Origin of the sequence: Streptomyces sp. NPDC006516 (genome assembly GCF_040611875.1) — a bacterium.
In the GTDB taxonomy this organism is placed as follows: Bacteria; Actinomycetota; Actinomycetes; order Streptomycetales; family Streptomycetaceae; genus Streptomyces.
In genome coordinates, this window is the sequence record NZ_JBEXPD010000014.1 from 138423 (window position 1) to 158840 (window position 20418).

General features: G+C 69.0%; 17 protein-coding genes, 2 tRNA genes and 2 pseudogenes. 15 read left to right on the forward strand and 6 right to left on the reverse strand.

Features of this window, described 5'->3' with window-relative positions:
* Nucleotides 1–2000 precede the first annotated feature (2000 nt).
* The 3 genes and pseudogenes from ABZY45_RS29635 to ABZY45_RS29645 form a co-directional block, all read left to right on the forward strand.
* Nucleotides 2001–2243 (forward strand): annotated as a pseudogene (locus ABZY45_RS29635) (IS110 family transposase); the annotation flags it as partial.
* 374 nt (nucleotides 2244–2617) lie between these two features.
* The gene (locus tag ABZY45_RS29640; protein ID WP_356744813.1) at nucleotides 2618–3637 is read left to right on the forward strand and encodes a hypothetical protein; all 1020 of its coding nucleotides are present in this window, start codon (nucleotides 2618–2620) and stop codon (nucleotides 3635–3637) included.
* Nucleotides 3638–3650: 13 nt separating this feature from the next.
* Entirely contained in the window at nucleotides 3651–4736 is a 1086-nt protein-coding gene (locus tag ABZY45_RS29645) for a hypothetical protein (protein WP_356744815.1), read from the forward strand.
* A gap of 382 nt (nucleotides 4737–5118) precedes the next feature.
* Here the strand turns inward: ABZY45_RS29645 and ABZY45_RS29650 are convergent.
* Nucleotides 5119–5226: pseudogene (locus ABZY45_RS29650) on the reverse strand (IS5/IS1182 family transposase); the annotation flags it as partial.
* 366 nt (nucleotides 5227–5592) lie between these two features.
* Between ABZY45_RS29650 and ABZY45_RS29655 the strand changes: the two are divergent.
* From ABZY45_RS29655 to ABZY45_RS29675, 5 genes are all read left to right on the forward strand, one after another.
* Nucleotides 5593–6879 (forward strand): alpha/beta fold hydrolase, encoded by a 1287-nt coding sequence (locus tag ABZY45_RS29655; protein ID WP_356744817.1) that lies wholly within the window; start codon nucleotides 5593–5595, stop codon nucleotides 6877–6879.
* A 12-nt stretch (nucleotides 6880–6891) separates the two neighbouring features.
* On the forward strand, nucleotides 6892–7539 hold the full coding sequence (locus ABZY45_RS29660) for an MBL fold metallo-hydrolase (RefSeq protein ID WP_356744819.1): 648 nt from the start codon (nucleotides 6892–6894) through the stop codon (nucleotides 7537–7539).
* Nucleotides 7540–7573: 34 nt separating this feature from the next.
* Entirely contained in the window at nucleotides 7574–8353 is a 780-nt protein-coding gene (locus ABZY45_RS29665; protein WP_356744821.1) for an exodeoxyribonuclease III, read from the forward strand.
* Between the two features lie 90 nt (nucleotides 8354–8443).
* Entirely contained in the window at nucleotides 8444–9193 is a 750-nt protein-coding gene (locus tag ABZY45_RS29670) for a Clp protease N-terminal domain-containing protein (RefSeq protein WP_356744823.1), read from the forward strand.
* A tRNA-Ser gene (locus ABZY45_RS29675) sits at nucleotides 9177–9278 on the forward strand. The genes ABZY45_RS29670 and ABZY45_RS29675 overlap by 17 nt, the downstream gene beginning before the upstream one ends.
* 112 nt (nucleotides 9279–9390) lie before the next feature.
* Here the strand turns inward: ABZY45_RS29675 and ABZY45_RS29680 are convergent.
* Nucleotides 9391–10170: an SDR family oxidoreductase gene (locus ABZY45_RS29680; protein WP_356744825.1), complete on the reverse strand. Its 780-nt coding sequence runs from the start codon at nucleotides 10168–10170 to the stop codon at nucleotides 9391–9393.
* Between the two features lie 103 nt (nucleotides 10171–10273).
* Here ABZY45_RS29680 and ABZY45_RS29685 point away from each other — a divergent pair, with 103 nt between their 5' ends.
* The 5 genes from ABZY45_RS29685 (at nucleotide 10274) to ABZY45_RS29705 (ending at nucleotide 14039) form a co-directional block, all read left to right on the forward strand.
* Nucleotides 10274–10735, forward strand: a complete 462-nt coding sequence (locus ABZY45_RS29685; protein ID WP_356744827.1) for a DUF6278 family protein — start codon at nucleotides 10274–10276, stop codon at nucleotides 10733–10735.
* A gap of 102 nt (nucleotides 10736–10837) precedes the next feature.
* Entirely contained in the window at nucleotides 10838–11581 is a 744-nt protein-coding gene (locus ABZY45_RS29690; protein ID WP_356744829.1) for an amino acid ABC transporter ATP-binding protein, read from the forward strand.
* A 10-nt stretch (nucleotides 11582–11591) separates the two neighbouring features.
* Nucleotides 11592–12506: a glutamate ABC transporter substrate-binding protein gene (locus ABZY45_RS29695; RefSeq protein ID WP_356744831.1), complete on the forward strand. Its 915-nt coding sequence runs from the start codon at nucleotides 11592–11594 to the stop codon at nucleotides 12504–12506.
* 16 nt (nucleotides 12507–12522) lie between these two features.
* Nucleotides 12523–13167 carry an amino acid ABC transporter permease gene (locus ABZY45_RS29700; RefSeq protein ID WP_356744833.1) on the forward strand — a complete coding sequence of 215 codons (645 nt, stop codon included), beginning with the start codon at nucleotides 12523–12525 and terminating at the stop codon, nucleotides 13165–13167.
* Nucleotides 13164–14039: an amino acid ABC transporter permease gene (locus tag ABZY45_RS29705; protein WP_356744835.1), complete on the forward strand. Its 876-nt coding sequence runs from the start codon at nucleotides 13164–13166 to the stop codon at nucleotides 14037–14039. Before ABZY45_RS29700 ends, ABZY45_RS29705 begins: the two co-directional genes overlap by 4 nt.
* A 226-nt stretch (nucleotides 14040–14265) precedes the next feature.
* Here ABZY45_RS29705 and ABZY45_RS29710 read toward each other — a convergent pair whose 3' ends face one another.
* The 4 genes from ABZY45_RS29710 to ABZY45_RS29725 form a co-directional block, all read right to left on the reverse strand.
* Nucleotides 14266–14901 carry a response regulator transcription factor gene (locus tag ABZY45_RS29710; protein WP_356744837.1) on the reverse strand — a complete coding sequence of 212 codons (636 nt, stop codon included), beginning with the start codon at nucleotides 14899–14901 and terminating at the stop codon, nucleotides 14266–14268.
* 30 nt (nucleotides 14902–14931) lie between these two features.
* On the reverse strand, nucleotides 14932–16179 hold the full coding sequence (locus ABZY45_RS29715; RefSeq protein ID WP_356744839.1) for a histidine kinase: 1248 nt from the start codon (nucleotides 16177–16179) through the stop codon (nucleotides 14932–14934).
* 114 nt (nucleotides 16180–16293) lie between these two features.
* Complete coding sequence (locus ABZY45_RS29720; protein WP_356744905.1) at nucleotides 16294–18513, reverse strand: TOMM precursor leader peptide-binding protein; 2220 nt, start codon at nucleotides 18511–18513, stop codon at nucleotides 16294–16296.
* 80 nt (nucleotides 18514–18593) lie between these two features.
* Nucleotides 18594–18782, reverse strand: a complete 189-nt coding sequence (locus tag ABZY45_RS29725) for a hypothetical protein (RefSeq protein WP_356744841.1) — start codon at nucleotides 18780–18782, stop codon at nucleotides 18594–18596.
* A gap of 503 nt (nucleotides 18783–19285) precedes the next feature.
* Between ABZY45_RS29725 and ABZY45_RS29730 the strand changes: the two genes are divergently transcribed.
* Nucleotides 19286–20101 carry an AfsR/SARP family transcriptional regulator gene (locus ABZY45_RS29730; RefSeq protein ID WP_356744843.1) on the forward strand — a complete coding sequence of 272 codons (816 nt, stop codon included), beginning with the start codon at nucleotides 19286–19288 and terminating at the stop codon, nucleotides 20099–20101.
* Nucleotides 20102–20325: 224 nt separating this feature from the next.
* Nucleotides 20326–20416: transfer RNA gene (locus tag ABZY45_RS29735), tRNA-Gln, on the forward strand.
* The last annotated feature ends 2 nt before the right edge of the window (nucleotides 20417–20418 follow it).

Genomic DNA, 20418 nt, shown 5'->3' on the forward strand with positions numbered 1-20418 from the left:
GTACGGCAACTCGCGGAACGTATCGGCTTCTGTCATGTGGATTGCCAGGTTGCCGGTCAAGCACAGCTTGATCCGGAGGGTCCGAGGGCAGGGCTGGTGCAAGGTTCGACGCGATCTGCGGGGGCGCTGAGCGGGAGGATCGTGACTGTGGAGCGACGGACCGACGGGATGGTGGTCGAACGGGCGACATCAACTCTTGCGAACAAGGTCCTCCTCCCCGGACCTCGGTCCGGCGATCCCGCGACGTCTTGTCCTCACTCCTGAGCTCTGCCGCCTCGCATGAGCTCTCGCCTCAGCCGTGCGGTCGGCCGACGCGACCCCCAAGGGGAAGCGCGTGCAGACGTTCCGGAACTCCAGGAGAGCGAGAAGCACGCGAGCCTTCAAGGCAGCGTCGGGCTGACGAGGCGGCCTCTGGAATCGGTGATGCGCCGTCCCGCAGGCGACCGACCGCCAGCGGGCCTGCTGGACGCTCTGAGCCGTGTAAAGGCGTCGGAGCAAGGACATGTCTTGGTGAAGTGCGCTCATGGTTCTCCGGTACGTCTCGGCCCAGGACGTACGGATGAGATCCGATGGGATACGCGGAAGTTCGTCGGAGGACCGGTTCACCCGAGCGTGGAGGAATTCAGGGCCGAATCCTCTACGGGGAGCGGTGGTCAGACCGCAGTCGCATTTTAGGGCACGGGGCGGCGTTGCCTTCTGAAAGAGGGCGAGCTTCACTCGTTTGGCGGTGGGCAGGCGTGAATGGGCTACGGAGGTTCGTTCGGATCAATCGGTTGTCGGTCTGGGTGTTGGCGCCGCGGTTGCCGGTCCGTTGACCTCTGCCTTCCCGGAAATGGTGGGAAACGCTGAGACCAGAGTCTTCCACCGCCGACAACTACCTGCCCGTCGGCGTCACCTACGACCCGCGCTGCACCGCATGACTGCACTTTGACGCCGTTTGACGGCGACGTCCCGCTCCTCGCCCTCGTATACGCCGTCGGAACCCGGCCCATTGGGAAAGCGTGTGGCCGATCACCGAGGGGGACCAGGAGGAGGCAGGGCGGGCCATCGTCCGGCAACTGGCGGCGACCTGACTTATTCTGGCCTGAAGCTCGCAGCCCCACACCATTGCCCGCCTGATGGGCGGCTGGGACCGTGGTCGCATGGTCGATACTCACTCACGCCGGTACCTGCTAGCCGCACGTTGGATGGTTTGGTGCGGCATCCTGCTTCTCGCGCTCGGTTTGGCCGGTATCGCCAGTTCGCAGCGCGACGGGGCCATGTCATGGGAGTGCGAACCGACTTGCCGCCGCGTGGGGAACAGCCTGTGGACCACCGTTGAACTGGCTGGCGCACTGGGTGCCGGGGCGGGGGCGGTGCTGCTGGTCGCAGCGTTTCTGATGGTCATGCTTCGTCGGCCTCGCCCCAAAGCCGAGAATGATGGCTAACCCGGCACGAGCTCGGTAGCCGCCGCGGTAGCCCGAGGAAGTGGTGTCACGACACTGCTTCGGGGACCGCAGATGGCTGCGCCGCAGCGGGGCGGCACAGCGTGCCTCCACTCTCTCGCCTCGGACGGGCTTGGTGGGCTGCCGCGCCGGGTGTCATTGATGATCACGAGATTTGTGCTGGCTGGACCTGTAGCGAGCGCGACCAGGCCCCGGTTCTGCGGAGTCGTTGGCCGTAGTTCGCGCGGGGCGCGTTGAAATGCGCTGAGGGGGACTCTGCGGCGCGCAGCGGCTGGGGCGCTTCCATGATCTTCAGGTCGGCAGACTGCATCTGTGTGAGGTCGGGTGGTGTCGGGAAGCCTGCCAACGACCACTGCCACAGTGCCGCGGACTGGCTCATGACATCTCTGACCGACGTGTCTCAACCATCCTGTGTCGGCGCGGGGCGGGAGTGGGATCAGACGCCGGGCCGGGAGAGCGTGTCTGGGGCACTGGGATGCGAGCGTTTCTGCACCGTGTCACTTGGTGACCGCTTCTCCGGGCCGGCGGTGGTTGTTGGCTGGCCTCTGAAGAGGGATGGACAAACGAGTCGTCGGTGCTTACCGAGTCGTGGACCTTGCTGTGAACGCGGATGAGGTGATTCTCGGGGTCGACACGCATCGCGATGTGCACGTCGCGGCTGTGATCTCGATGACGGGACAGGTTATGGCTGTCGAGCGCTTTCCGACCACCGCGGGTGGCTATCGGCAACTTGCCGAGTGGGCCGGTCGGTGGGGTGCTGTTCGGCGTGCGGGAGTAGAGCGCTCCGGCAACTACGGTGCGGCGCTGTACCTCGACGCGGACGCGTGGGTAGGACCCGATTCACCTGAGAAGTGCCTCCGGCGGTGGCAGTCCCAAGGACCTCGACAATCTTCGTTCTTGCTGGTCAGAGGCATTTCTCGCTTACCTGCCCACCCGTCGGAGAGGCTAGCGTGGTGCACGCGCCAGTTACATGCAACGGAATGCACAGAAGCGTGTGAAGTGGCAATTGCCGGCGCCCGGACAGGGGTCACCGGGCGCAGGACTGGGGGCCTCGGCTACCGGACAGGGGCGCCTTTCGCGCCGTCTCAGTCGGCGGCCGGGAACAGGGGTGGCGTGGGCAGCCCCTCCGGCGTGTGTCACGATCTCCCCCAACCTGTGGGGGGTGTTGCTCAATGGCGCAGGACATTGCGCTACGGCCGGTGGTGGATCCGGCCCTCGAGGACTCGGAGCGCGCGCTGCTGGAGAAGTCCGCCGACGGACTCTTCCCAGCCACGCTGCCGCTGCCCGAGGAGCCAGGGCTGGGCGGCCGTACCAGGGCGGAGATCTGGACGGCCCTGGCGGTCTCCGCGGTGTGCGCGCTACTGCCGGTGACGATCCTGTGGGCGCTGATCGGCGTGTGGCCCGGCCTGGCCGTCGGGCTCGCGGCGCAGGCGGGGCTGATCTGGGTCGGGGTCCAGTTCGGGTTCGAGGCGTTCATCCTGACCGTCGTGGGCGTGCACCTGCTGGCCTGGCTGCTGATCGTTCTCCTCGGCTGCGGGACCGACGAGCGGCAGCGGGTGGCCCGGCTGCGCCACGGCCGGTACTACCTGGCCGAGGACTTCGGCGACGACTCCCTGCGCGAGCTGCTGGGCCACTCGCCGCTGCGCCGGATGGAGCGCGCCCAGGCCGCCGTGACGGCGGTACTCCAGTCGCAGGTCGACCGGGACGGGCTGCTGGACGACATCGCCAACGACGTGACGCTGCCGGCCCAACAGTACGAGATCGCCCAGCGCCTGGCCGAGCTGACCCGGCTGGCGCGGAAGGTGCGCACCGCTGCCGGGGACGCCTCCGGCTCGCGGGTGGAGGAGATGCTGCGGACTCAGCGGCAGGCGCTGCGGCTGTCGTCGAGCGCGCTGGAGGAGCGGGTGGAGGCACTGGAGCGGTACGCCGAGAACACCCGCGCGGCGGACGCGGCGTACCGCGAGTGGGAGGCCGTACGAGAGCTGGAGCAACTCGGGGAGGACATGCACGAGCTGGTGGTGAACACGGTGCGGGACGAGCTGGCCGTCGCCGAGATCGAGGGGCTCGCCGACCGGTCCCGGCTCCAGGACCTGCACCGGATGCTGGACGAGGCGCGGGAGGCGGGGCTGCTGGTCACGCGGTTCGCCGACGAGCCGGCCGACCGCCGGTCCGGCGGCAGCGGCCGGGCGTGAGGGGGAGGACGACATGACGCAGACATCCCAGCCGAGACGCGAGTTCCACTCCGGCCGCGGCAAGAAGACCTTCGACCGGATCCCGGGCGGGTTCTACCTGGTCGGCGCCCTGGTGATCCTCTTCGAGGTGGTCACGCTCGGCGCGGTGGGCCTGACCCTGGCCGTCGGCGACCCGAGCGACGGCGGGGCATCCCCGGACAAGGAATCCCGGCGGGTCGAGGTCACCTACATCGCGACGGGCGACCACCCCTCGGTGAACCTCACCGTCGGGGAGGCGAACGGCAACCACGAGCCCCACGGGGTCGTCATCCTGCCGTACCGCAAGACCGTCGAGCTGGCGGCGGGCGCCGACTTCTATCTGGACGTCAGCAGCCGCGAGGACCAGGAAGGGGGCACTCTCACGTGCACCGTGCTGGTCGGCGGCAAGGTGGTCCAGCAGGCGCACAGCACACCGGACTCCTCGTCCGCCACCTGCGCGGGCAGCACCGCGGACGCCCCGCAGCGGGGCATCCCCGTGCCCACTCTCACCCCCGGCGCCTCCCCGCTGCCCGGGGAGCGGCGGCTCGCCGGGACCGTCAAGGTGCCGGACTACCCGGGCGAGGGCTCGCCGGTCATCGGCACCGTCACGGACTCCTCCCTGGAGTACGCGGAGCTGGGCGGCACGTGGGACCGGAGCAAGACGCTGGATCCGGTCTTCGATGGCTTCACCCGCAAGCAGGAGGGGCGCCAGCGCGCACTCGTGAAGTCCACGCAGGTCGACGAGGACATCATGGCCGCGGCCGGCGGCACCGGGGAGCTGCGGGGCGTGGCGGGCGCGGTGATGGACGAGCGGCGGCGCTACGAGTACCCCCGCGACCAGGCGATCCTGGTTGACGTCGCCTCGCAGCCGCTGAAGGTCGACGGACATGACGCCTGGCTGCTGGTCAGCGAGATCCACTTCCACAAACGCGGGGTGCCGTCCACGATGGACATGAACGCGGTCCTCGTGGTCGACACCGGGCGGGTCCGCCCCTCGGTGCTGTGGGTCGTACTACCGGAGACGAACAAGAAGCTCTGGCCGGACCTGAACACTCTGGTCGCATCCGTCCAGGTCCGCTGACCTGCACCGATACGGTCCGGGCCCGGGCGCGCGACGCGTCCCGGGCCCGTCCGGTAGAGCGCGACGCCGGCCGGGCACGGCATCGAGTCGGCGGCGACCAGGTGGACGAGCGTGCCCGACGCACGGGTGCGGTGCCAGACGATCGTGCAGTAGCGCGAGCGGAGCCACTGCTCCACGTGCTCGTACGCGGTGGCTGGCCGTCCGTAGAGGCGTGCGACGTTCAGGCGCAGCACCTCGCGGTCGGGCTGGGCGGGACTGCCTCGCGGATGTCGGGACGCTGCGTGCCGAGCCGGACGTGGGGGGTCTCCGCGCGAGCGGGAGGTGAACCTGCGAGGGTGTTTCGTCCCGTTGTTTCATCCCGAATTGCTGTGGTGTGCACAGTTCATGCGTTGCGCCATGTCGGGGTGGACTCGGCGGTGAGTCTGCGGGTCATGAGGTTGATCATCGCAAGGTGGATCATGGCTTCGGACCGGTGTGAGTGGGCTTCGTGGGGCGGCATGTACGAGGCTGCGGACGAGGGGCGAACGTGAGCCACGCGGTTCACCTGTCGAGCGACTCGTCGAGCCGAATGGCCAGCAAGGTTGAGGCGGATTCGGAGTCCGGCTGTCGGTTGTGGACGGCAGGAGTCCGGGAGGGCTCATCCGGCTACGGTCAAGCGTTCTACGTGGGGAAGGCGCGCAACCCGAGCCACTTGGGAAGGGCACGCCAGGATGGCCCCGGCACGAGGGCATGCCGGGAGAGCCATACATGGTCTCTTGCAGGTCCCAGCACCGGAGCTGGCATCGTGAGAGAGCCGAGACTGGCTAGGTTCACCCCGGCGATGTGACATCTCGTGACAGATGAGAGGGTTTTCCGGGTGACCGAGACACCACCGAACACCCTGCAATACCGCTTTGACGGGCCAGAAGACGCCCCGGTCCTGGTGATCGGGCCGTCCCTGGGGACCACCTGGCACATGTGGGACCGCCAGATACCCGAGCTCTCCAAGCACTGGCGGATCTTCCGCTACGACCTGCCGGGACACGGAGGGGCCCCCGCCCATCCCGCCGCCGCGGTCACCGACCTCGCGGACCGGCTCCTCGCCACGCTCGACAGTGTCGGCGTCCAGCGCTTCGGTTACGCGGGCTGCGCCATAGGCGGAGCCGTCGGTGCCGATCTCGCCCTGCGCCATCCGCACCGGGTCGCCGCTCTGGCGCTCGTCGCCGCCTCGCCGCGCTTCGGCAGTGCCGACGAGTTCCGTCAGCGCGGGGTTATCGTCCGCAGCAACGGCCTGGAGCCGATCGCGCGGACCTCCCCGGAGCGCTGGTTCACCCCCGGCTTCGCCGCCGCGCAGCCCGCGATCGTGGAGTGGGCCGTCCAGATGGTCCGCACCACCGACCCCGGCTGTTACATCGCCTCCTGCGAGGCCCTGGCCGCGTTCGACATCCGTGCGGAACTCTCCCGCATCGGCGTGCCGACCCTCGTCCTGGTCGGCGCCGAGGACAAGGTCACCGGCCCCGCCGAGGCCCGGACGCTGGTCGCGGGCATCCCCGACGCCCGGCTCGCCCTCGTGCCGGGAGCCAGTCACCTGGCCCCGGTGGAGCAGCCGGCCGCCGTCACCGACCTGCTGCTCATGCACTTCTCGACGTCGTGGCAGGACACCCAGGCGTCGATCCCGGTGCCGCCGTCCCCCGGTTTCGCCGCGCCGTTCGGCCCGGTCGTGCCCGTGGCCGAGATCACCGCCGCGGTCGAGGTGCCCGAGGCCTCCGCGGCGGCGGGACGCAGCGACCTGTACGACCGGGGGATGAAGGTCCGGCGCGAAGTGATGGGCGATGCTCACGTGGACGCCGAGACGGCGGCGTCCGACGGTTTCAGCGAGGACTTCCAGGAGCTCCTCACCCGCTACGCCTGGGGTGAGATCTGGACCCGTGAGGGCCTCGACCGCAGGTCACGCAGTTGCGTGACCCTGACGGCCGTCGTCGCCTCCGGGCACCTGGGAGGTCTCGGCCAGCACGTCAGGGCGGCCCTGCGCAACGGACTCACTCCCGTCGAGATCAAGGAGGTGCTGCTGCAGACGGCCGTCTACTGCGGCATCCCGGCGGCGGGCGCGGCCTTCGAGATCGCGCAGTCCGTGATCGAGGAGGAAACCACCCCGCCCGCGTAGCAGGATGGTGGCATGAACGCTTCGTCTCTCACGCTGACCAAGAAGACCCACTCCTGCGTCCGCCTGGAGCGCGGCGGGCAGTCGCTCGTCATCGATCCCGGTGGATTCTCCGAGGCGGACGCCACCGCCGGTGCCGATGCCTTCCTGGTGACGCACGAGCACCCGGACCACTTCGACGAGGAGCGGCTGCGCGCCGGTCTGGAGTCCAACCCGGCCGCGCAGCTGTGGACCCTGCGCAGTGTGGCGGAGCAGCTGTCCGCCGCGTTCCCGGGGCGCGTGCACACGGTCGGCCACGGCGACACGTTCACCGCCGCCGGGTTCGAGGTCCAGGTGCACGGCGAACTGCACGCGGTGATCCACCCGGACATTCCGAGAATCACCAACATCGGCTTCCTCGTGGACGGTTCCGTCTTCCACCCCGGTGACGCCCTGACGGTGCCCGATCACCCGGTGGACACGCTGATGCTGCCGGTCATGGCGCCCTGGAACAAGATCGCGGAGGTCATCGACTACGTACGCGAGGTGAAGCCGCGCCGGGCCATCGACATCCACGACGCCCTGCTCACTGACCTCGCCCGCCCCATCTACGACAAGCAGATCGGCGCACTCGGCGGGACGGACCACGGCCGCCTCACCCCGGGCGACGCGACCCGTCTCTGACCCGGCTGTCAGTGGGAGCGGTTAGGTTTACTGCATGCGCATCGCCACCTGGAACGTCAATTCGATCACCGCCCGGCTCCCGAGGCTGCTGGCCTGGCTGGAGAGCAGCGGCACGGACGTGCTGTGCCTCCAGGAGACCAAATGCACGCTCGAGCAGTTCCCGGCCGAAGCGCTGCGCGAGCTGGGCTACGAGTCCGCGGTCAACGCCACGGGCCGGTGGAACGGCGTGGCACTGCTCTCCCGTGTCGGTCTCGCGGACGTCGTGACGGGCCTGCCCGAGGGCCCTGGATACGAGGACGTGCAGGAGCCGAGGGCGGTCTCGGCGACCTGCGGGCCCGTCCGCGTCTGGTCGGTCTACGTCCCCAACGGCCGCGAGATCGCGCACGATCACTACGCCTACAAGCTGCGCTGGCTGGAGGCCCTGCAGAAGGCCGTCGCGCCGGACGCCGCGGGCTCGCTGCCGTTCGCGATCCTCGGTGACTTCAACATCGCGCCCACGGACGAGGACGTCTGGGACCCGGCGGTCTTCGAGGGTGCCACGCACGTGACCCCCGCAGAGCGCGCCGCGCTGGCCGCGCTGCGTGAGGAAGGGCTGTCGGACGTGGTGCCGCGTCCTCTCAAGTACGACCACCCGTACACCTACTGGGACTACCGCCAGCTCTCCTTCCCGAAGAACAAGGGCATGCGCATCGACCTGGTCTACGGGAACGCCCCCTTCGTGGCAGCGGTCAAGGACAGTTACGTCGACCGCGAGGAGCGCAAGGGCAAGGGTGCGTCGGACCACGCCCCGGTGGTGGTGGACCTCGACGTCTGACGGCGCAGGCGTGGTGGGGGTCAGCGGGCGACGCCTGCCAGGTGTCAACTTCGGGTTGACGCACCAGGGGTGTCAACCTAGGGTTGCCCCATGGCGAATCCGTTGCAGCCCAGCCCACCCATCCGCCTCGACGACCTGATCGCGGGCATCAAGAAGACCCATACCGATGCCCTGGAACAGCTGACCGGTGCCGTGGTGGCGGCCGATCACCTCGGCGAACTCGCCGACCACCTCATCGGTCACTTCGTGGACCAGGCACGCCGCTCCGGCGCGTCATGGACGGACATCGGCAGAAGCATGGGGGTCACCCGGCAGGCCGCCCAGAAGAGGTTCGTGCCCAAGAAGCCCGACGAGGCCTCGGACCTGGACATGAGCCAGGGCTTCAGCCGGTTCGACGAGCAGGCCAGGAACGCCGTCGTGGGCGCGAGCAACGCCGCCCACGCGTCGGGCAACGACGAGATCCGCCCCGAGCATCTCGTCCTGGGCCTCCTGGCCGTGCCGGACTGCCTCGCCGTCCGGGCGATGGCCGACCAGGGTGTGTCCCCGGACGCGGTCCGCGAAGCGGCGACCCTCGCCCTGCCTGCCCCGGCGGACGAGTTGCCCGCGCTGATCCCCTTCGACGCGGGGGCTCGCAAGGTCCTGGAGCTGACCTTCCGGGAAGCGCTGCGCCTCGGCCACGAAATGGTCGGATCGGGCCATGTGCTGCTGGCCCTCCTGGAGTTCGAGGGCGGCAGCGGTGTCCTGTCCGGACTGGGCGTCGACAAGGAAGCGGCCTCGGCCGCCGTCGTCGCCTCCGTGGCCGCCGAAATCGAGGAGCCGTCCCCGGGCGCCGGCAGCTAGAGTTGCCGCCGAGCGCCCGGTGCGCAGGCGACGGATACTTCTTTCTGCAAAAAAGAGGACCCAGGTTCGAATCCTGGCGGCCCGGCTCCGGCCGGACCGTGGTGCAGCGGCCCAGCATCTTGTCTCCGTCGCCGCCTTCGATCTCGGGCGCTCACGGACCGACCGATGCCGCTCCCTCCCGGGGCGGCATCGCGCGTTCAGTGCACGGAGAACCCGCCGTCGACGAAGATCGACTGGCCTGTCACATATGCCGAAGCGGCACTGGCCAGGAACACCGCGGCGCCCTCGAAGTCCTCGGCCAGCCCGTTGCGCCCCACCATCGTGCGGGCCGCCAGCGCCGCCACCCGCTCCGGGTCCGACGAGAGCCGCGTGTTCAGCGGCGTCATCACGAAGCCGGGGACCAGGGTGTTGCAGGTGACGCCGTACGGTGACCATGCCTCGGCCTGGGAGCGGGCCAGCGATTCCAGCGCTCCCTTGGAGACGCCGTACGCCCCGCTCTGCACGAAGGCGCGGTGCGCCTGCTGCGAGGTGATGTGGATGATCCGGCCGAAGCCGCGCTCGGCCATACCGGGTCCGAACCGGCGGCCCAGCAGATAGGGCGCCTTCAGGTTCACCGTCATCGTGGTGTCCCACACGTCCTCGTCGAGCTCGCTCATCGGAGGCCGCAGGTTGATGCCCGCGCAGTTGACCAGGATGTCGGGCTCGCCGAACGCCTCCGCCGCCTGCTCGCCGGCCGTGCGCACACCCTCACCGGTCGCGAGGTCGGCGCTCACCCAGGCCGCCCGCAGGCCGTCGGCGGTGAGTTCACCGACCGTCCGGGTCAGCTCCGCCTCCCTGCGGGCCACCACCACGACGCTCGCGCCCGCCTTCGCCAGTGCTCCCGTGATGGCCCGGCCGATGCCGGAGCTGCCGCCCGTGACCACGGCGACGCGGCCTTCAAGCGAGAAGAGTTCGGAGAGGTAGTTCTGCGAGGTCATCCCCACACACTAGACAGCGAGGTCCCGTTCTCCCCGGCCAGGGTCCCCGAAGAGTCGCGTGGCCTGCGGTGCGGAAGGCGCGCGGAGTGGGATCCTGGGTGGTATGAACATCCCTTTCCTGGACAACTGGCGTAAGCGTCAAGGCGGTACGCGCGCGGTGTCACTCGCCGCCGCCGTCGAGACCGATCCCGACGGCGTGACCGAGCTGTTCGCGGAATGCGAGCTGCTCCGTGCGCGCGCGGCCCAGGGCGGGCTCGAACTCGACGACACCCCGGCCTCGTTGTCCGCGCTCGACCAGTTGCCGCCGGTCTGGCGCGACGATCCGGAGGAGTTGCCCTGGGTGGGCAACGACGCGGGGCTCTACCTCGGCACCGTACTCGTGCGTACGGTCCCGGGCGCCGCCTGGGACATCCTGGCGGGCGGACAGCCCGTGGTCCGGCTGGCCTCGGGGCGCGAGATCGACGTCGTCGCCGCAGGTCTGGACTGGGCGATGTCCGGGAGCCCGGAGCTCTCCGAGATGTACGCGGAATCAGCGGAGAGTGGCCCCGAGGCCAAAACGCGATAAACAGCCTTATGCGCTGTTGGTGCGTGTCGGCCCCTGCCCGTGTGTCCTCCCTGGATAGTTTGCGCTGACCTCGACACAAGCGATAAGTGGGTAGGGCAACGTATGGCCGTCGATCCGTTGATCGAGCTGCGGGACGTCAACAAGCACTTCGGGAAGTTGCACGTACTGCAGAACATCAATCTCACCGTCGGCCGCGGGGAGGTGGTCGTGGTCATCGGCCCCTCCGGATCTGGCAAGTCGACGCTCTGCCGGACCATCAACAGACTCGAGACCATCGAGTCGGGCCGCATCGCCATCGACGGGAAGCCGCTCCCCGAGGAGGGGAAGGGACTTGCCCAGCTGCGCGCCGAAGTGGGCATGGTCTTCCAGTCGTTCAACCTCTTCGCCCACATGACCGTGCTGGCGAACGTCTCGCTCGCCCAGCTGAAGGTCCGCAAGCGCAAGAAGGAGGAGGCGGACCGGCGCTCCAGGGAACTGCTGGAGAGGGTCGGGCTCGCCTCGCAGGCGGACAAGTTCCCCGCGCAGCTCTCAGGGGGGCAGCAACAGCGCGTCGCGATCGCGCGCGCCCTCGCCATGGATCCCAAGGCGCTGCTGTTCGACGAGCCGACCTCCGCGCTCGACCCGGAGATGATCAACGAGGTGCTGGAGGTCATGCAGCAGCTCGCACGCGAGGGCATGACGATGGTGGTCGTCACCCACGAGATGGGCTTCGCCCGGTCCGCCGCCAACCGCGTCGTCTTCATGTCCGACGGCCGAGTCGTCGAGGACCGCACCCCCGAGGACTTCTTCACCGCCCCGGAGAGTGACCGCGCCAAGGACTTCCTGTCCAAGATCCTCAAGCACTGACGGGGGCCCAGTGTTGCGTACGAGAAACATCGCGGCCGTGCTGGCCTGCCTCCTGACCGCCGCGCTCGCCGCCGGGTGCGGCAGGGAGGGCAGCCCGCCGGTCAAGGGCCCGAAGGCGGAGGCGCTTCCCCAGTACACGGTCGACACCGGCTTCGAACTGCCGGAGTCGAAGACCTGGAAGAAGGCGAAGCGCCGTGGACACCTCGTCGTGGGGGCCAAGGAGGACCAGCCGTACCTGGGGGAGAAGGACCCGGCCACCGGTGTCTACTCCGGCTTCGACATCGAGATCGCCCGCATGATGGCGGCCTCCCTCGGCTTCGAGCCGGACACGATCCGCTTCCGGACCATCGCCTCCGCCAACCGCGAGACGGCACTCCAGAACGGGCAGATCGACTACTACGTCGGCACCTACACGATCAACGACATGCGCAAGAAGCTGGTCGGCTTCGCCGGCCCGTACTACATGGCGGGCCAGGGACTGCTGGTGCGCACCGACGAGAACGACATCAACGGCCCCGAGGACCTGGCGGGCAAGACCGTCTGTTCGGCCGCGGGTTCCACCCCGTACCAGCGCATCGCCGCCGACTATCCCGAGGCGGACCTCGTCGCCTACGACACCTACTCGATCTGCGTCGACAACCTGCTGACCTTCCAGGTCGACGCCGTCACCACGGACGACGCCATCCTGCTGGGCTTCGCGGCCAAGGCGCCCGACGAGATGAAGGTCGTCGGCAAGCCCTTCTCCGAGGAGCCCTACGGCATCGGTGTCCCGCGCAGCGACAACGCGCTGCGCTTCGCGCTCGACGACGCGCTGGAGGAGAACGAGAAGAACGGCAACTGGAAGAAGGCGTTCGAAGCGACGCTGGGCCTGTCCGGGGTACCCGCGCCGACGCCGCCGCCCATCGACCGCTACCCGGCGAACTGAGGGGCGGGCCACCGACATGGACGTACTGACAGAGAACTGGTCGCTCTACGGCAAGGGCTTCCTCGGAACCGTCGAACTCACCGTGTACGCCTCGATCCTGGCGCTCGTGCTCGGCTTCGTCATGGCGTCGTTCCGGGTCGCTCCCGTCGGCTCGCTCCGGGCGATCGGAACCGTCTGGGTGGCGGTCCTCCGCAACACCCCGCTGACGCTGCTGTTCTTCGCCGTACTGCTCGGTCTGCCGCGCTTCGGCCTGGTCCTGCCCTTCCAGGTCTTCGCGGTGCTCGCCCTCGGCTGCTACACCTCGGCCTTCATCTGCGAGGCCCTGCGCTCCGGCATCAACACCGTGCCGACGGGGCAGGGCGAGGCGGCGCGCAGCCTCGGGATGTCCTTCAAGCAGACGCTCGGCAACGTCGTGCTCCCGCAGGCCTTCCGCTCGGTGATCCCGCCGGTGGGCTCGACGCTCATCGCGCTGGCCAAGAACTCGGCGATCGCCGGGGCCTTCAGCGTCACGGAGCTGCTGGGGACGTACAAGACGCTCAATGAACTCGGCTACAGCATCATCTGGTCCTTCGTCTGGATCGCCGTCGGATACCTGATCATCACCCTCGCCATCAGCGCGATCTTCAACGTGTTGGAGAAGCGCTGGGGAGTCGCCCGATGACCCACACCACCGCTCACGCATCCGCGCTCTACGACATTCCCGGGCCCGTCACGCGCAGACGCCACTTCACCTACGGGCTCATCTCGACGGCCGTGATCCTCGCCCTGTTCGGCTGGGTCCTCTATCTGCTCTTCGACACCGACCAGTTCACCAGCGCGAAGTGGACGCCCTTCACCTACCAGGGCATCCAGGAACTGCTGCTCCGTGGGCTGGGCAACACCCTCAAGGCCTTCGCCTACGCGGCGGTCCTCTCGCTCCTGCTCGGGGCCGTGCTCGCCGTGGGACGGCTCTCCGAGCACAGACCGGTGCGCTGGGTGTCGACGCTGCTGGTCGAGTTCTTCCGGGCCATGCCCGTGCTGGTGATGATCTTCTTCATCTTCGTCGCCCTCAAGGTCCAGCCGCTGCCCGCCCTCGTGGCCGGGCTGACCCTCTACAACGGCTCCGTGCTCGCCGAGGTCTTCCGTACGGGTATCCACTCCGTGGAGCGGGGACAGCGGGAGGCGGCGTACGCCCTGGGCATGCGCAAGACGCAGGTCACGACCTTCGTCCTGGCCCCCCAGGCCGTCCGTGCGATGCTGCCCACGATCATCAGCCAGCTGGTGGTGGCGCTCAAGGACACCTCGCTGGGCTATCTGATCACCTACGAGGAGTTCCTCCACGCGGGCAAACTGATCGCGTCGAACCTCGACTACGACCTCCCGTTCATCCCCGTGGTCATGGTGATCTCACCCATCTACATCGGAATGTGCATGCTGCTCTCCTGGTTCGCGACCTGGGTGGCCAGACGGGAACAGCGCAACCCCAAGACGGAAGGGACGGGCGTGGCGTCCGCCGAGCCAGGAACGGTGCTGCCGGGCAGAGGCCCGCGATAGCCGTCGGTCGGTCCGTCCGGCAGCAGTCGGTGATCACTCCTCGGGCCGCGGGCAGCGGTCCGGCCCGGTTTCCACGCCGGCGAGGAGAAGGTCAGCTGTGAGCCGGTCCGGTCGTGCCGACGTGACGAGGACGACCCAGTCTCTTCCTCACCGCTGATCGCAGGCGGACCTGTCGGGTGGTCCGCTCCATGGTGTGCGCCGTGGAGCGGACCACCCCTTGCGTGTCTCAGACCAGCCAGCCCGACTCCCGGGCGATGCGTACCGCATCCACCCGGTTACGCGCGTTGAGTTTGGAGACGATGGTGGTCAGGTAGTTGCGCACCGTGCCCTTGGAGAGATAGAGCCGGGTGGCGATCTCCGAAGCCTCCGACCCCTCGGCGGCCAGCTGGAGCACCTCCGACTCCCGGGCGGTGAGCGGGCTCTCACCCACGCCCCAGGCGGCCATGGCCAGTTGCGGGTCGACGACCCTGCTGCCGCTTGCCACCCGGCGTACGGCTTCGGCCAGTTGGTCGGGCGGGGCGTCCTTGGCGAGGAAGCCGTACACATGGCCCGACATCGCCCGGCGCAGTGTGCCCGGGGCGCTCAGGCTGGTGAGGATCAGGACCCGGCACTCGGGGACCTGCTCGTGCAGCAGTGCGCCCGCCGTCAGGCCGTCAAGCCCCGGCAGGTCGATGTCGAGGATGGCCACGTCGGGCCGGTGCTCCCGTGCGGCCTGCACGATCTGGTCGCCGCGTTCGACGTCCGCGACGACCGAGATGCCCTCCTCCAGGTTGAGGAGGGCGACCAGAGCCCCTCTGACCATGTTCAGATCTTCGGCGAGCAGTACGCGTATCACCAGGGCCCCCGCGGTCGATGTACACATGAAAATGAACGTTTGTTCGATGATAAGAACTCAGGGTCGCGCTGACTCCACGGCCGAGGGCGACGGATCGATGTCACCGCAGCGGCTGGAGGGCACGTCGTCGACGCGCAGCGGAGCTGTGGCGACCAGCCGGAAGTACCGGCCGGAGCCGTCCGGTCCCGGCCCGCGTTCCACGGTGAGCCTGCCGTTCACCGCGTGGAGTCGCCGTTCGAGGTTGCTCAGCCCTGACCCGCCGTGCTGTGACGGTGCGGACGGCGTCGGCGGGACCCCGTCGTTCGTGATGGTGAGCACCGCCCTCCCGTCCTGGACCCGGGCGCCGATCGTGCAGTGGGCGGCCTTGCTGTGCCGGAGGAGATTGGTCACGCCTTCCCGGAGTACGGTCGCGAAGACCGTGCCGGTCTGCGGGCTGATCCGGTTGACCTCGGCGTCGGCCTCCACCCGCACGTCGATGTGGGCCGCGGTGAGCACGCCCCGTGCGGACGCCATCTCCGCGACGAGCGACATCTGACGGTAACCGCTGGCCACCCGGCGGACGTCCGCGAGCGCCTGCCGGGAGATGGCGAGGACCTCCTCGACCTCTTCTCGCGCGCGTTCAGGTTGCGTGCGGATCAGGCGGTGGATCAGCTCGCTCTTCAGCGTGACGGCGGACAGGCTGAAGCCCAGGAGGTCGTGCAGGTCCCGTGCGAAGCGCAGACGCTCGGTGGCCACCGCCATGTTCGCCAGTTCGGTCCGGGTGCGGTGCAGTTCGACGATGAGCACGGACAGGCGCGACAACCCGTAGACGACGAGACCCGTGAGCGCGGTGGTCTGGCACATGTACACGATGTCGATGACGGAGCGGTGCTCCATGATTCCCGGAGCGATGAGGACGAGGCTGGCCGTTCCGTAGAGCGGCCACGACCATCGGGCCGGAAGGAGCAGCAGCAGGGATCCCGCCAGGAAGCCGGCCATCGAACCCCACAGCACACCGATCCACTGGAGCGGCCCGTAGGTGAGGAGGGCCTGGACGGAGAGGGTGAGGAGCCGGCGCCGGAGGGGTGCGCCGCGTGCGCCGGCGGCGGAGTGATGGAGCTGGAGCAGGAAGATGAGGGGGAGGGTCACCGCCGCCGAGGCGACGGCCGGTCCGCCCGGGTGCTGGCTCACCAGGTTGAGCATGGTGATGGTCAGATAGCTGAGCAGCGCCGCGGTGAGGATGAACTGGGCGAGGCGGGCGGGCGGCACCGTGGTGCCCGGGTGAGGGAGCGGTGCCTCCGGATGTCTTCCGTCCGGGGAAGCCATGTCCACTCGATCCCTTTCACCAGCCGGTGCGCGTCCTCGCAGGAGTCTATGGCCGTGGAGAAGCGAGGACACGTGGGCAGGTGGTGAGTGACACTCGGTGGGATCGTGATCTGGTCACACGAACAAAGGTGTGGGATTCAGGTCCTCGTACGCCGTCGGCTGTGCCACCCGCCCCAGATCGACGGGGACGTCGTAAAGGCGACCAGGTGCGAACCTCGCCCAGAAATGTCGCATCCCGGGCACGATGACCTTGAAAACGGGAAGTCCGACGTCGGGGCGGGTCTGGTCGAGGACCAACAGCTCCATGCCTTTCGAGGCGACCGTGTCGGTGATGGCGGAGATGTCGTCGCGCAGGTCAGGTCGGGGAACGTACTCCCAGGCGTCCGGTGGGCGCGCCGCCTTGCTTTCGTCCGGGCGCAAGTATGGCTGATTTGTGACAGTGGCACCGAGCCACCAATTCCGGGGTTCGAGATCCGCGACGCCGTAACCGGAGCCGTCGGCCTGTACTTCGGCTACAGCGGGCAGCATCTGTCCCAGTTCGGTCACTGCCCGGCGCAGGGCGAGACGCGGATCGAAATGAGCCCCGAAGCCGAAGATGATGTCCTCGGCGGGCACGTCCGTACGCCGGGAAAGGGCGGCCATGACGGGAATCCCGAAGTCCGAGGTGAGGTCGAGCACCCATACCTCCCGCCGCAGGCTCCGGTAGCCGTCGAGCAGCGTGGTGAGGTAGGGAGCGCCGAAGGCGCGCAGATCGACAGCCGGTTGCCGCGTGCGGTTGTACCACCAGAGCGCCACCGCGTCCCGTTCCACGAGCTCGAGGAAGCCCTGGACCACCGCGTCCTCCGGACTGCCGCCGGCCGCGTTGCCGTTGGAGTCGGCGCGTGGCTCGTGCGGTGAGGCCGGGCCGGAGGGGAAGTACGCCATGGACGTGGGCAGCAGGCGGTGGGTGCGCCCGGTCAGGGACCACGCCGGGGTCCAGTCCATGGGCCGGTTCTCGTCGAAGCGCTCGGGGACGTACTGGAAGGGGGAGCCGGTCGCGTTCCAGTGCGAGCGTTCCTCGAACTGCCGGTCGTGGTAGAGCTGGCAGGAGTTGGGCAGGACGGCGTCGGCCGCCAGCTCGCGGTAGCTGCCGCGCACGGTGGGCTCGTCCCCGTGCCGGGTGCCGCTGTACCTCTCCACCGCTTCGCACAGTGCGCTGACGCGTGCCTCGGCCGGGGTCAGCCCCTTGCCCCCGCTGAGGGCACGCAGCCCTGCCCGCAGGCCGGACAGGCTATGGGCGCCGACCGCGAGGTTGTGGCCCGACAGATAGGTCTCGGTGAAGCCGGGGGCCCGTGGGGCGCGGCGGACGCCCTTGACGATTCCGGTCACCGGTTCGACGAGATGCCCGTAGCGCTCCAGCATCTGCTCGGGCGTCAGGGCGCGGTGACCGTTGCCGCCCTGCCCGGTCTTGCGCCGGGACACGGGGACGAAGGGGGCGCGCACCTGTTTCGCCACGAGCTCCGGATCGCCGCAGACGGCGCACTGGGGGAGCTTGGGCACCGGATGGGAACGGGATGCCAGGGTGAGCGTGTCCAGTACGTGGATCGAGGACTGCCCCGGGTAGCGCAGGCCGGCGAGCCATTTGGCGGCCTCCAGCACGGCGGTGTGCACCGCGAGCGCCCGCCCGGCCGGGAGCGAGACCGGGGGAGCGGCGGGCGGCCGGTCCAGGCCGAGCGTGTGCTGGACGGCCCGTTCCGCGCGGCGGTGCAGGCGCAGCCTGGTCGCCAGACAGGACCAGCAGGCCCCGTCGCCGGTGCCGAAGAAGGGGCCGACCCAGGGCTCCGTACCGCAGAGCAGCACGGGCAGCCAGGCCGCTCCGGCGGAGCGGTGCGCCCGGTCCACCTCGGCGAGTTCGGGGGAGAGATAGTCGTCGCAGAGGACGAGTGTGAAGCCGGCGGAGTCGTCCGGACGGATGCCGGACGCCAGGCACGCCTCCCGTACCGGCTCCGCGTCGGTGCCGGCCAGGGGCAGGATACGGACCGAGGCCTCGGCGAGCGTCCGTGTGGCACGCACGCCGTCGAGCCCGGCCAGATCCCAGTAGGCCTCCGCGGCCCGGTCGGACGAAGGGTCCGTCCGGCCGGGTCGCGGGCTGTACCGGACGAGTCCGGCATCGCTGAGCCGGCGCAGTGCGTCACGAGCCTCGTCCGCCGTGAGGGCGGGTGAGGCCTCGCGCAGTACTGCCGCGGGGGAGCGGGTGCCGTCGAGGAGGGGCACCAGTACTTCGGCCGGCGTTCCGCGCAGCGCGGTGACCCCGCGCCGCGACATCAGGTAGACGGCCTCCCCACGGACGACCATCGGCTTCAGATGACTCTTGAAACCCACGAGTACCGAGGTGTCCTCGGCCGTGGCGGGATGGTCGTCCCGGCTCAGATCGGTCACTGCCGGCGCTGCCCGGCCTGAGCGTTGCGACAGGTGTCCTCGGCGTCGTCCTGCAGGATGCAGTACGTGAAGGCGACAGCCGAGTCGTCCATGGCCGAGTCGAGGCTCTCCACCGTCAACTGGGCCGGTGCGGGACGCGGGGCCGTGGTGTTCCTGGGGGCGGCGAGCATGGTGGTACTGAGCATGGGTGTCATTACCTTCCGTTCGTTGACCAGGGATGAGCGCTGTCGGCGTGCATTCTTCGGACGTACAGAAGTGGTAGACAGTGTGCGAATCATGGTTATGAGGTGAAGCTTTCATCTCGCGGGTGTGGGGATGGCCCGCGAGGGCTCCGGCCCGGGGAAAGCGCGCCGTAGTCTTCTGTGCGGGCCTGCGGGTGACGGGTGCGCGGGCGTCTCGGAGCCCGGCCTGCGCAGGGGCTCTTCCCTGCCGCCGTGATCCCCTCCGTGTGCGCGGCGCCGGTGGCGTTCTCCGGTCGGCCTACGACGATCGGGGGAGGGAGTGCCTACGTGCTCCGCCGGTGCGGGGCGCCTGCCGCTTTCACTTAAGTGAGTCAGTCGACCGATTGTGGTCGATTCACGGTTACCTATTGAGCAATTCCCATGCCTCGTGTGATCAGATACCTCGCTGGCCGGATGTTTCCTATGCGAACCTTGCGCGGTATTCGGTCACTTGAGGAGATGATCCTGTGAAGATCGAGTTGCTGGGCTCTCTCGCCGCGGAGAAGTGTGGGAAGTCGTTCGTGCCCAGTGCGGCGAAGCCACGCCAGGTCCTGGCACTGCTCGCGATGCGGGCGGGGCAACTGGTCCCGACCTCCACACTCATGGAGGAACTCTGGGGGGAGAGACCTCCGCGCAGCGCTTCCACGACCTTGCAGACCTACATACTTCAGGTCAGGCGCCACCTTTCCTGGGCCATCAGCGGCTCGGGCCTATGCCCGAAGGACATCCTGGTCACCGCGCACGGGGGGTATCTGCTCGCGGTCCGGCCAGGGGCAGTGGACGCCCATCAGTTCATGGAACTCGTCCGTGCGGGCGACGCGGCGCTGGGCGCTCGCGACGACCACGCCGCCTCCGAGATCCTGGGGCACGCCCTGCGCCTGTGGCAGGGGCCGGCTCTGGTGGACGTCAAGGCCGGGCAGGTGCTGGAGATCGACGTCATGCGACTGGAGGAGGCCAGGCTCGGGGTGCTGGAGAAGAGGATCGGGGCCGACCTGCGGCTGGGCCGGCACAACGACCTCATCTGCGAACTGACCACCCTGACCGCCCAGCATCCGATGCACGAGGGGCTGCACGCGCAGCTGATGGTCGCCCAGTACAGGGCCGGCCGCGCCTGGCAGGCTCTGGAGACCTACCGGCGGCTGCGGGACACGCTCGACGAGGGGCTGGGTATCGAGCCTTCCGGCCTGGTCAAGCGGCTCTACCACCTGGTGCTGACGGCGGATCCGCAGCTGAGAGGCAGTCAGGAACAGGCCCACGCGGGTATGGAGCGGCTGGTGGGGTGAGAAGCCGGTGCTGCCCGCCGGGGTGTGACGCGTCGCCCCGGCGCCGGGCAGCCCCAGGGCCTCTCGGCCGGATCATGCCGGGCTCGCGTGCCCTGGCACGCACCGCTCGCCGATCCGGAGGAAAGGCTTTGGCTGCCGATCCGGTCAACCGGACGTCAGCAGCCCGTCAGAGGGAGCTGCCATAGTAATTCTTGTGAACGGCACGGGAGACCGGCCGGGAACGAGGAGAGGTGCCCGGAGTGGTTTATCGGGGGCCTGGATTTTGGTCCGGGTCGGGTTTTACCGCCTTCGCAGGTTCGAATCCTGCCCTCTCCGCT

What these genes read in the sequence shown, in the direction of transcription:
- ABZY45_RS29725 (WP_356744841.1), bottom strand. Translation starts at nt 18,782, where the DNA reads ATGCTCAGTACCACCATGCTCGCCGCCCCCAGGAACACCACGGCCCCG.
- ABZY45_RS29660 (WP_356744819.1), top strand. Translation starts at nt 6,892, where the DNA reads ATGAACGCTTCGTCTCTCACGCTGACCAAGAAGACCCACTCCTGCGTC.
- ABZY45_RS29670 (WP_356744823.1), top strand. Translation starts at nt 8,444, where the DNA reads ATGGCGAATCCGTTGCAGCCCAGCCCACCCATCCGCCTCGACGACCTG.
- ABZY45_RS29685 (WP_356744827.1), top strand. Translation starts at nt 10,274, where the DNA reads ATGAACATCCCTTTCCTGGACAACTGGCGTAAGCGTCAAGGCGGTACG.
- ABZY45_RS29680 (WP_356744825.1), bottom strand. Translation starts at nt 10,170, where the DNA reads ATGACCTCGCAGAACTACCTCTCCGAACTCTTCTCGCTTGAAGGCCGC.
- ABZY45_RS29700 (WP_356744833.1), top strand. Translation starts at nt 12,523, where the DNA reads ATGGACGTACTGACAGAGAACTGGTCGCTCTACGGCAAGGGCTTCCTC.
- ABZY45_RS29710 (WP_356744837.1), bottom strand. Translation starts at nt 14,901, where the DNA reads ATGTGTACATCGACCGCGGGGGCCCTGGTGATACGCGTACTGCTCGCC.
- ABZY45_RS29690 (WP_356744829.1), top strand. Translation starts at nt 10,838, where the DNA reads ATGGCCGTCGATCCGTTGATCGAGCTGCGGGACGTCAACAAGCACTTC.
- ABZY45_RS29705 (WP_356744835.1), top strand. Translation starts at nt 13,164, where the DNA reads ATGACCCACACCACCGCTCACGCATCCGCGCTCTACGACATTCCCGGG.
- ABZY45_RS29665 (WP_356744821.1), top strand. Translation starts at nt 7,574, where the DNA reads ATGCGCATCGCCACCTGGAACGTCAATTCGATCACCGCCCGGCTCCCG.
- ABZY45_RS29645 (WP_356744815.1), top strand. Translation starts at nt 3,651, where the DNA reads ATGACGCAGACATCCCAGCCGAGACGCGAGTTCCACTCCGGCCGCGGC.
- ABZY45_RS29640 (WP_356744813.1), top strand. Translation starts at nt 2,618, where the DNA reads ATGGCGCAGGACATTGCGCTACGGCCGGTGGTGGATCCGGCCCTCGAG.
- ABZY45_RS29720 (WP_356744905.1), bottom strand. Translation starts at nt 18,513, where the DNA reads ATGGTCGTCCGTGGGGAGGCCGTCTACCTGATGTCGCGGCGCGGGGTC.
- ABZY45_RS29715 (WP_356744839.1), bottom strand. Translation starts at nt 16,179, where the DNA reads ATGGCTTCCCCGGACGGAAGACATCCGGAGGCACCGCTCCCTCACCCG.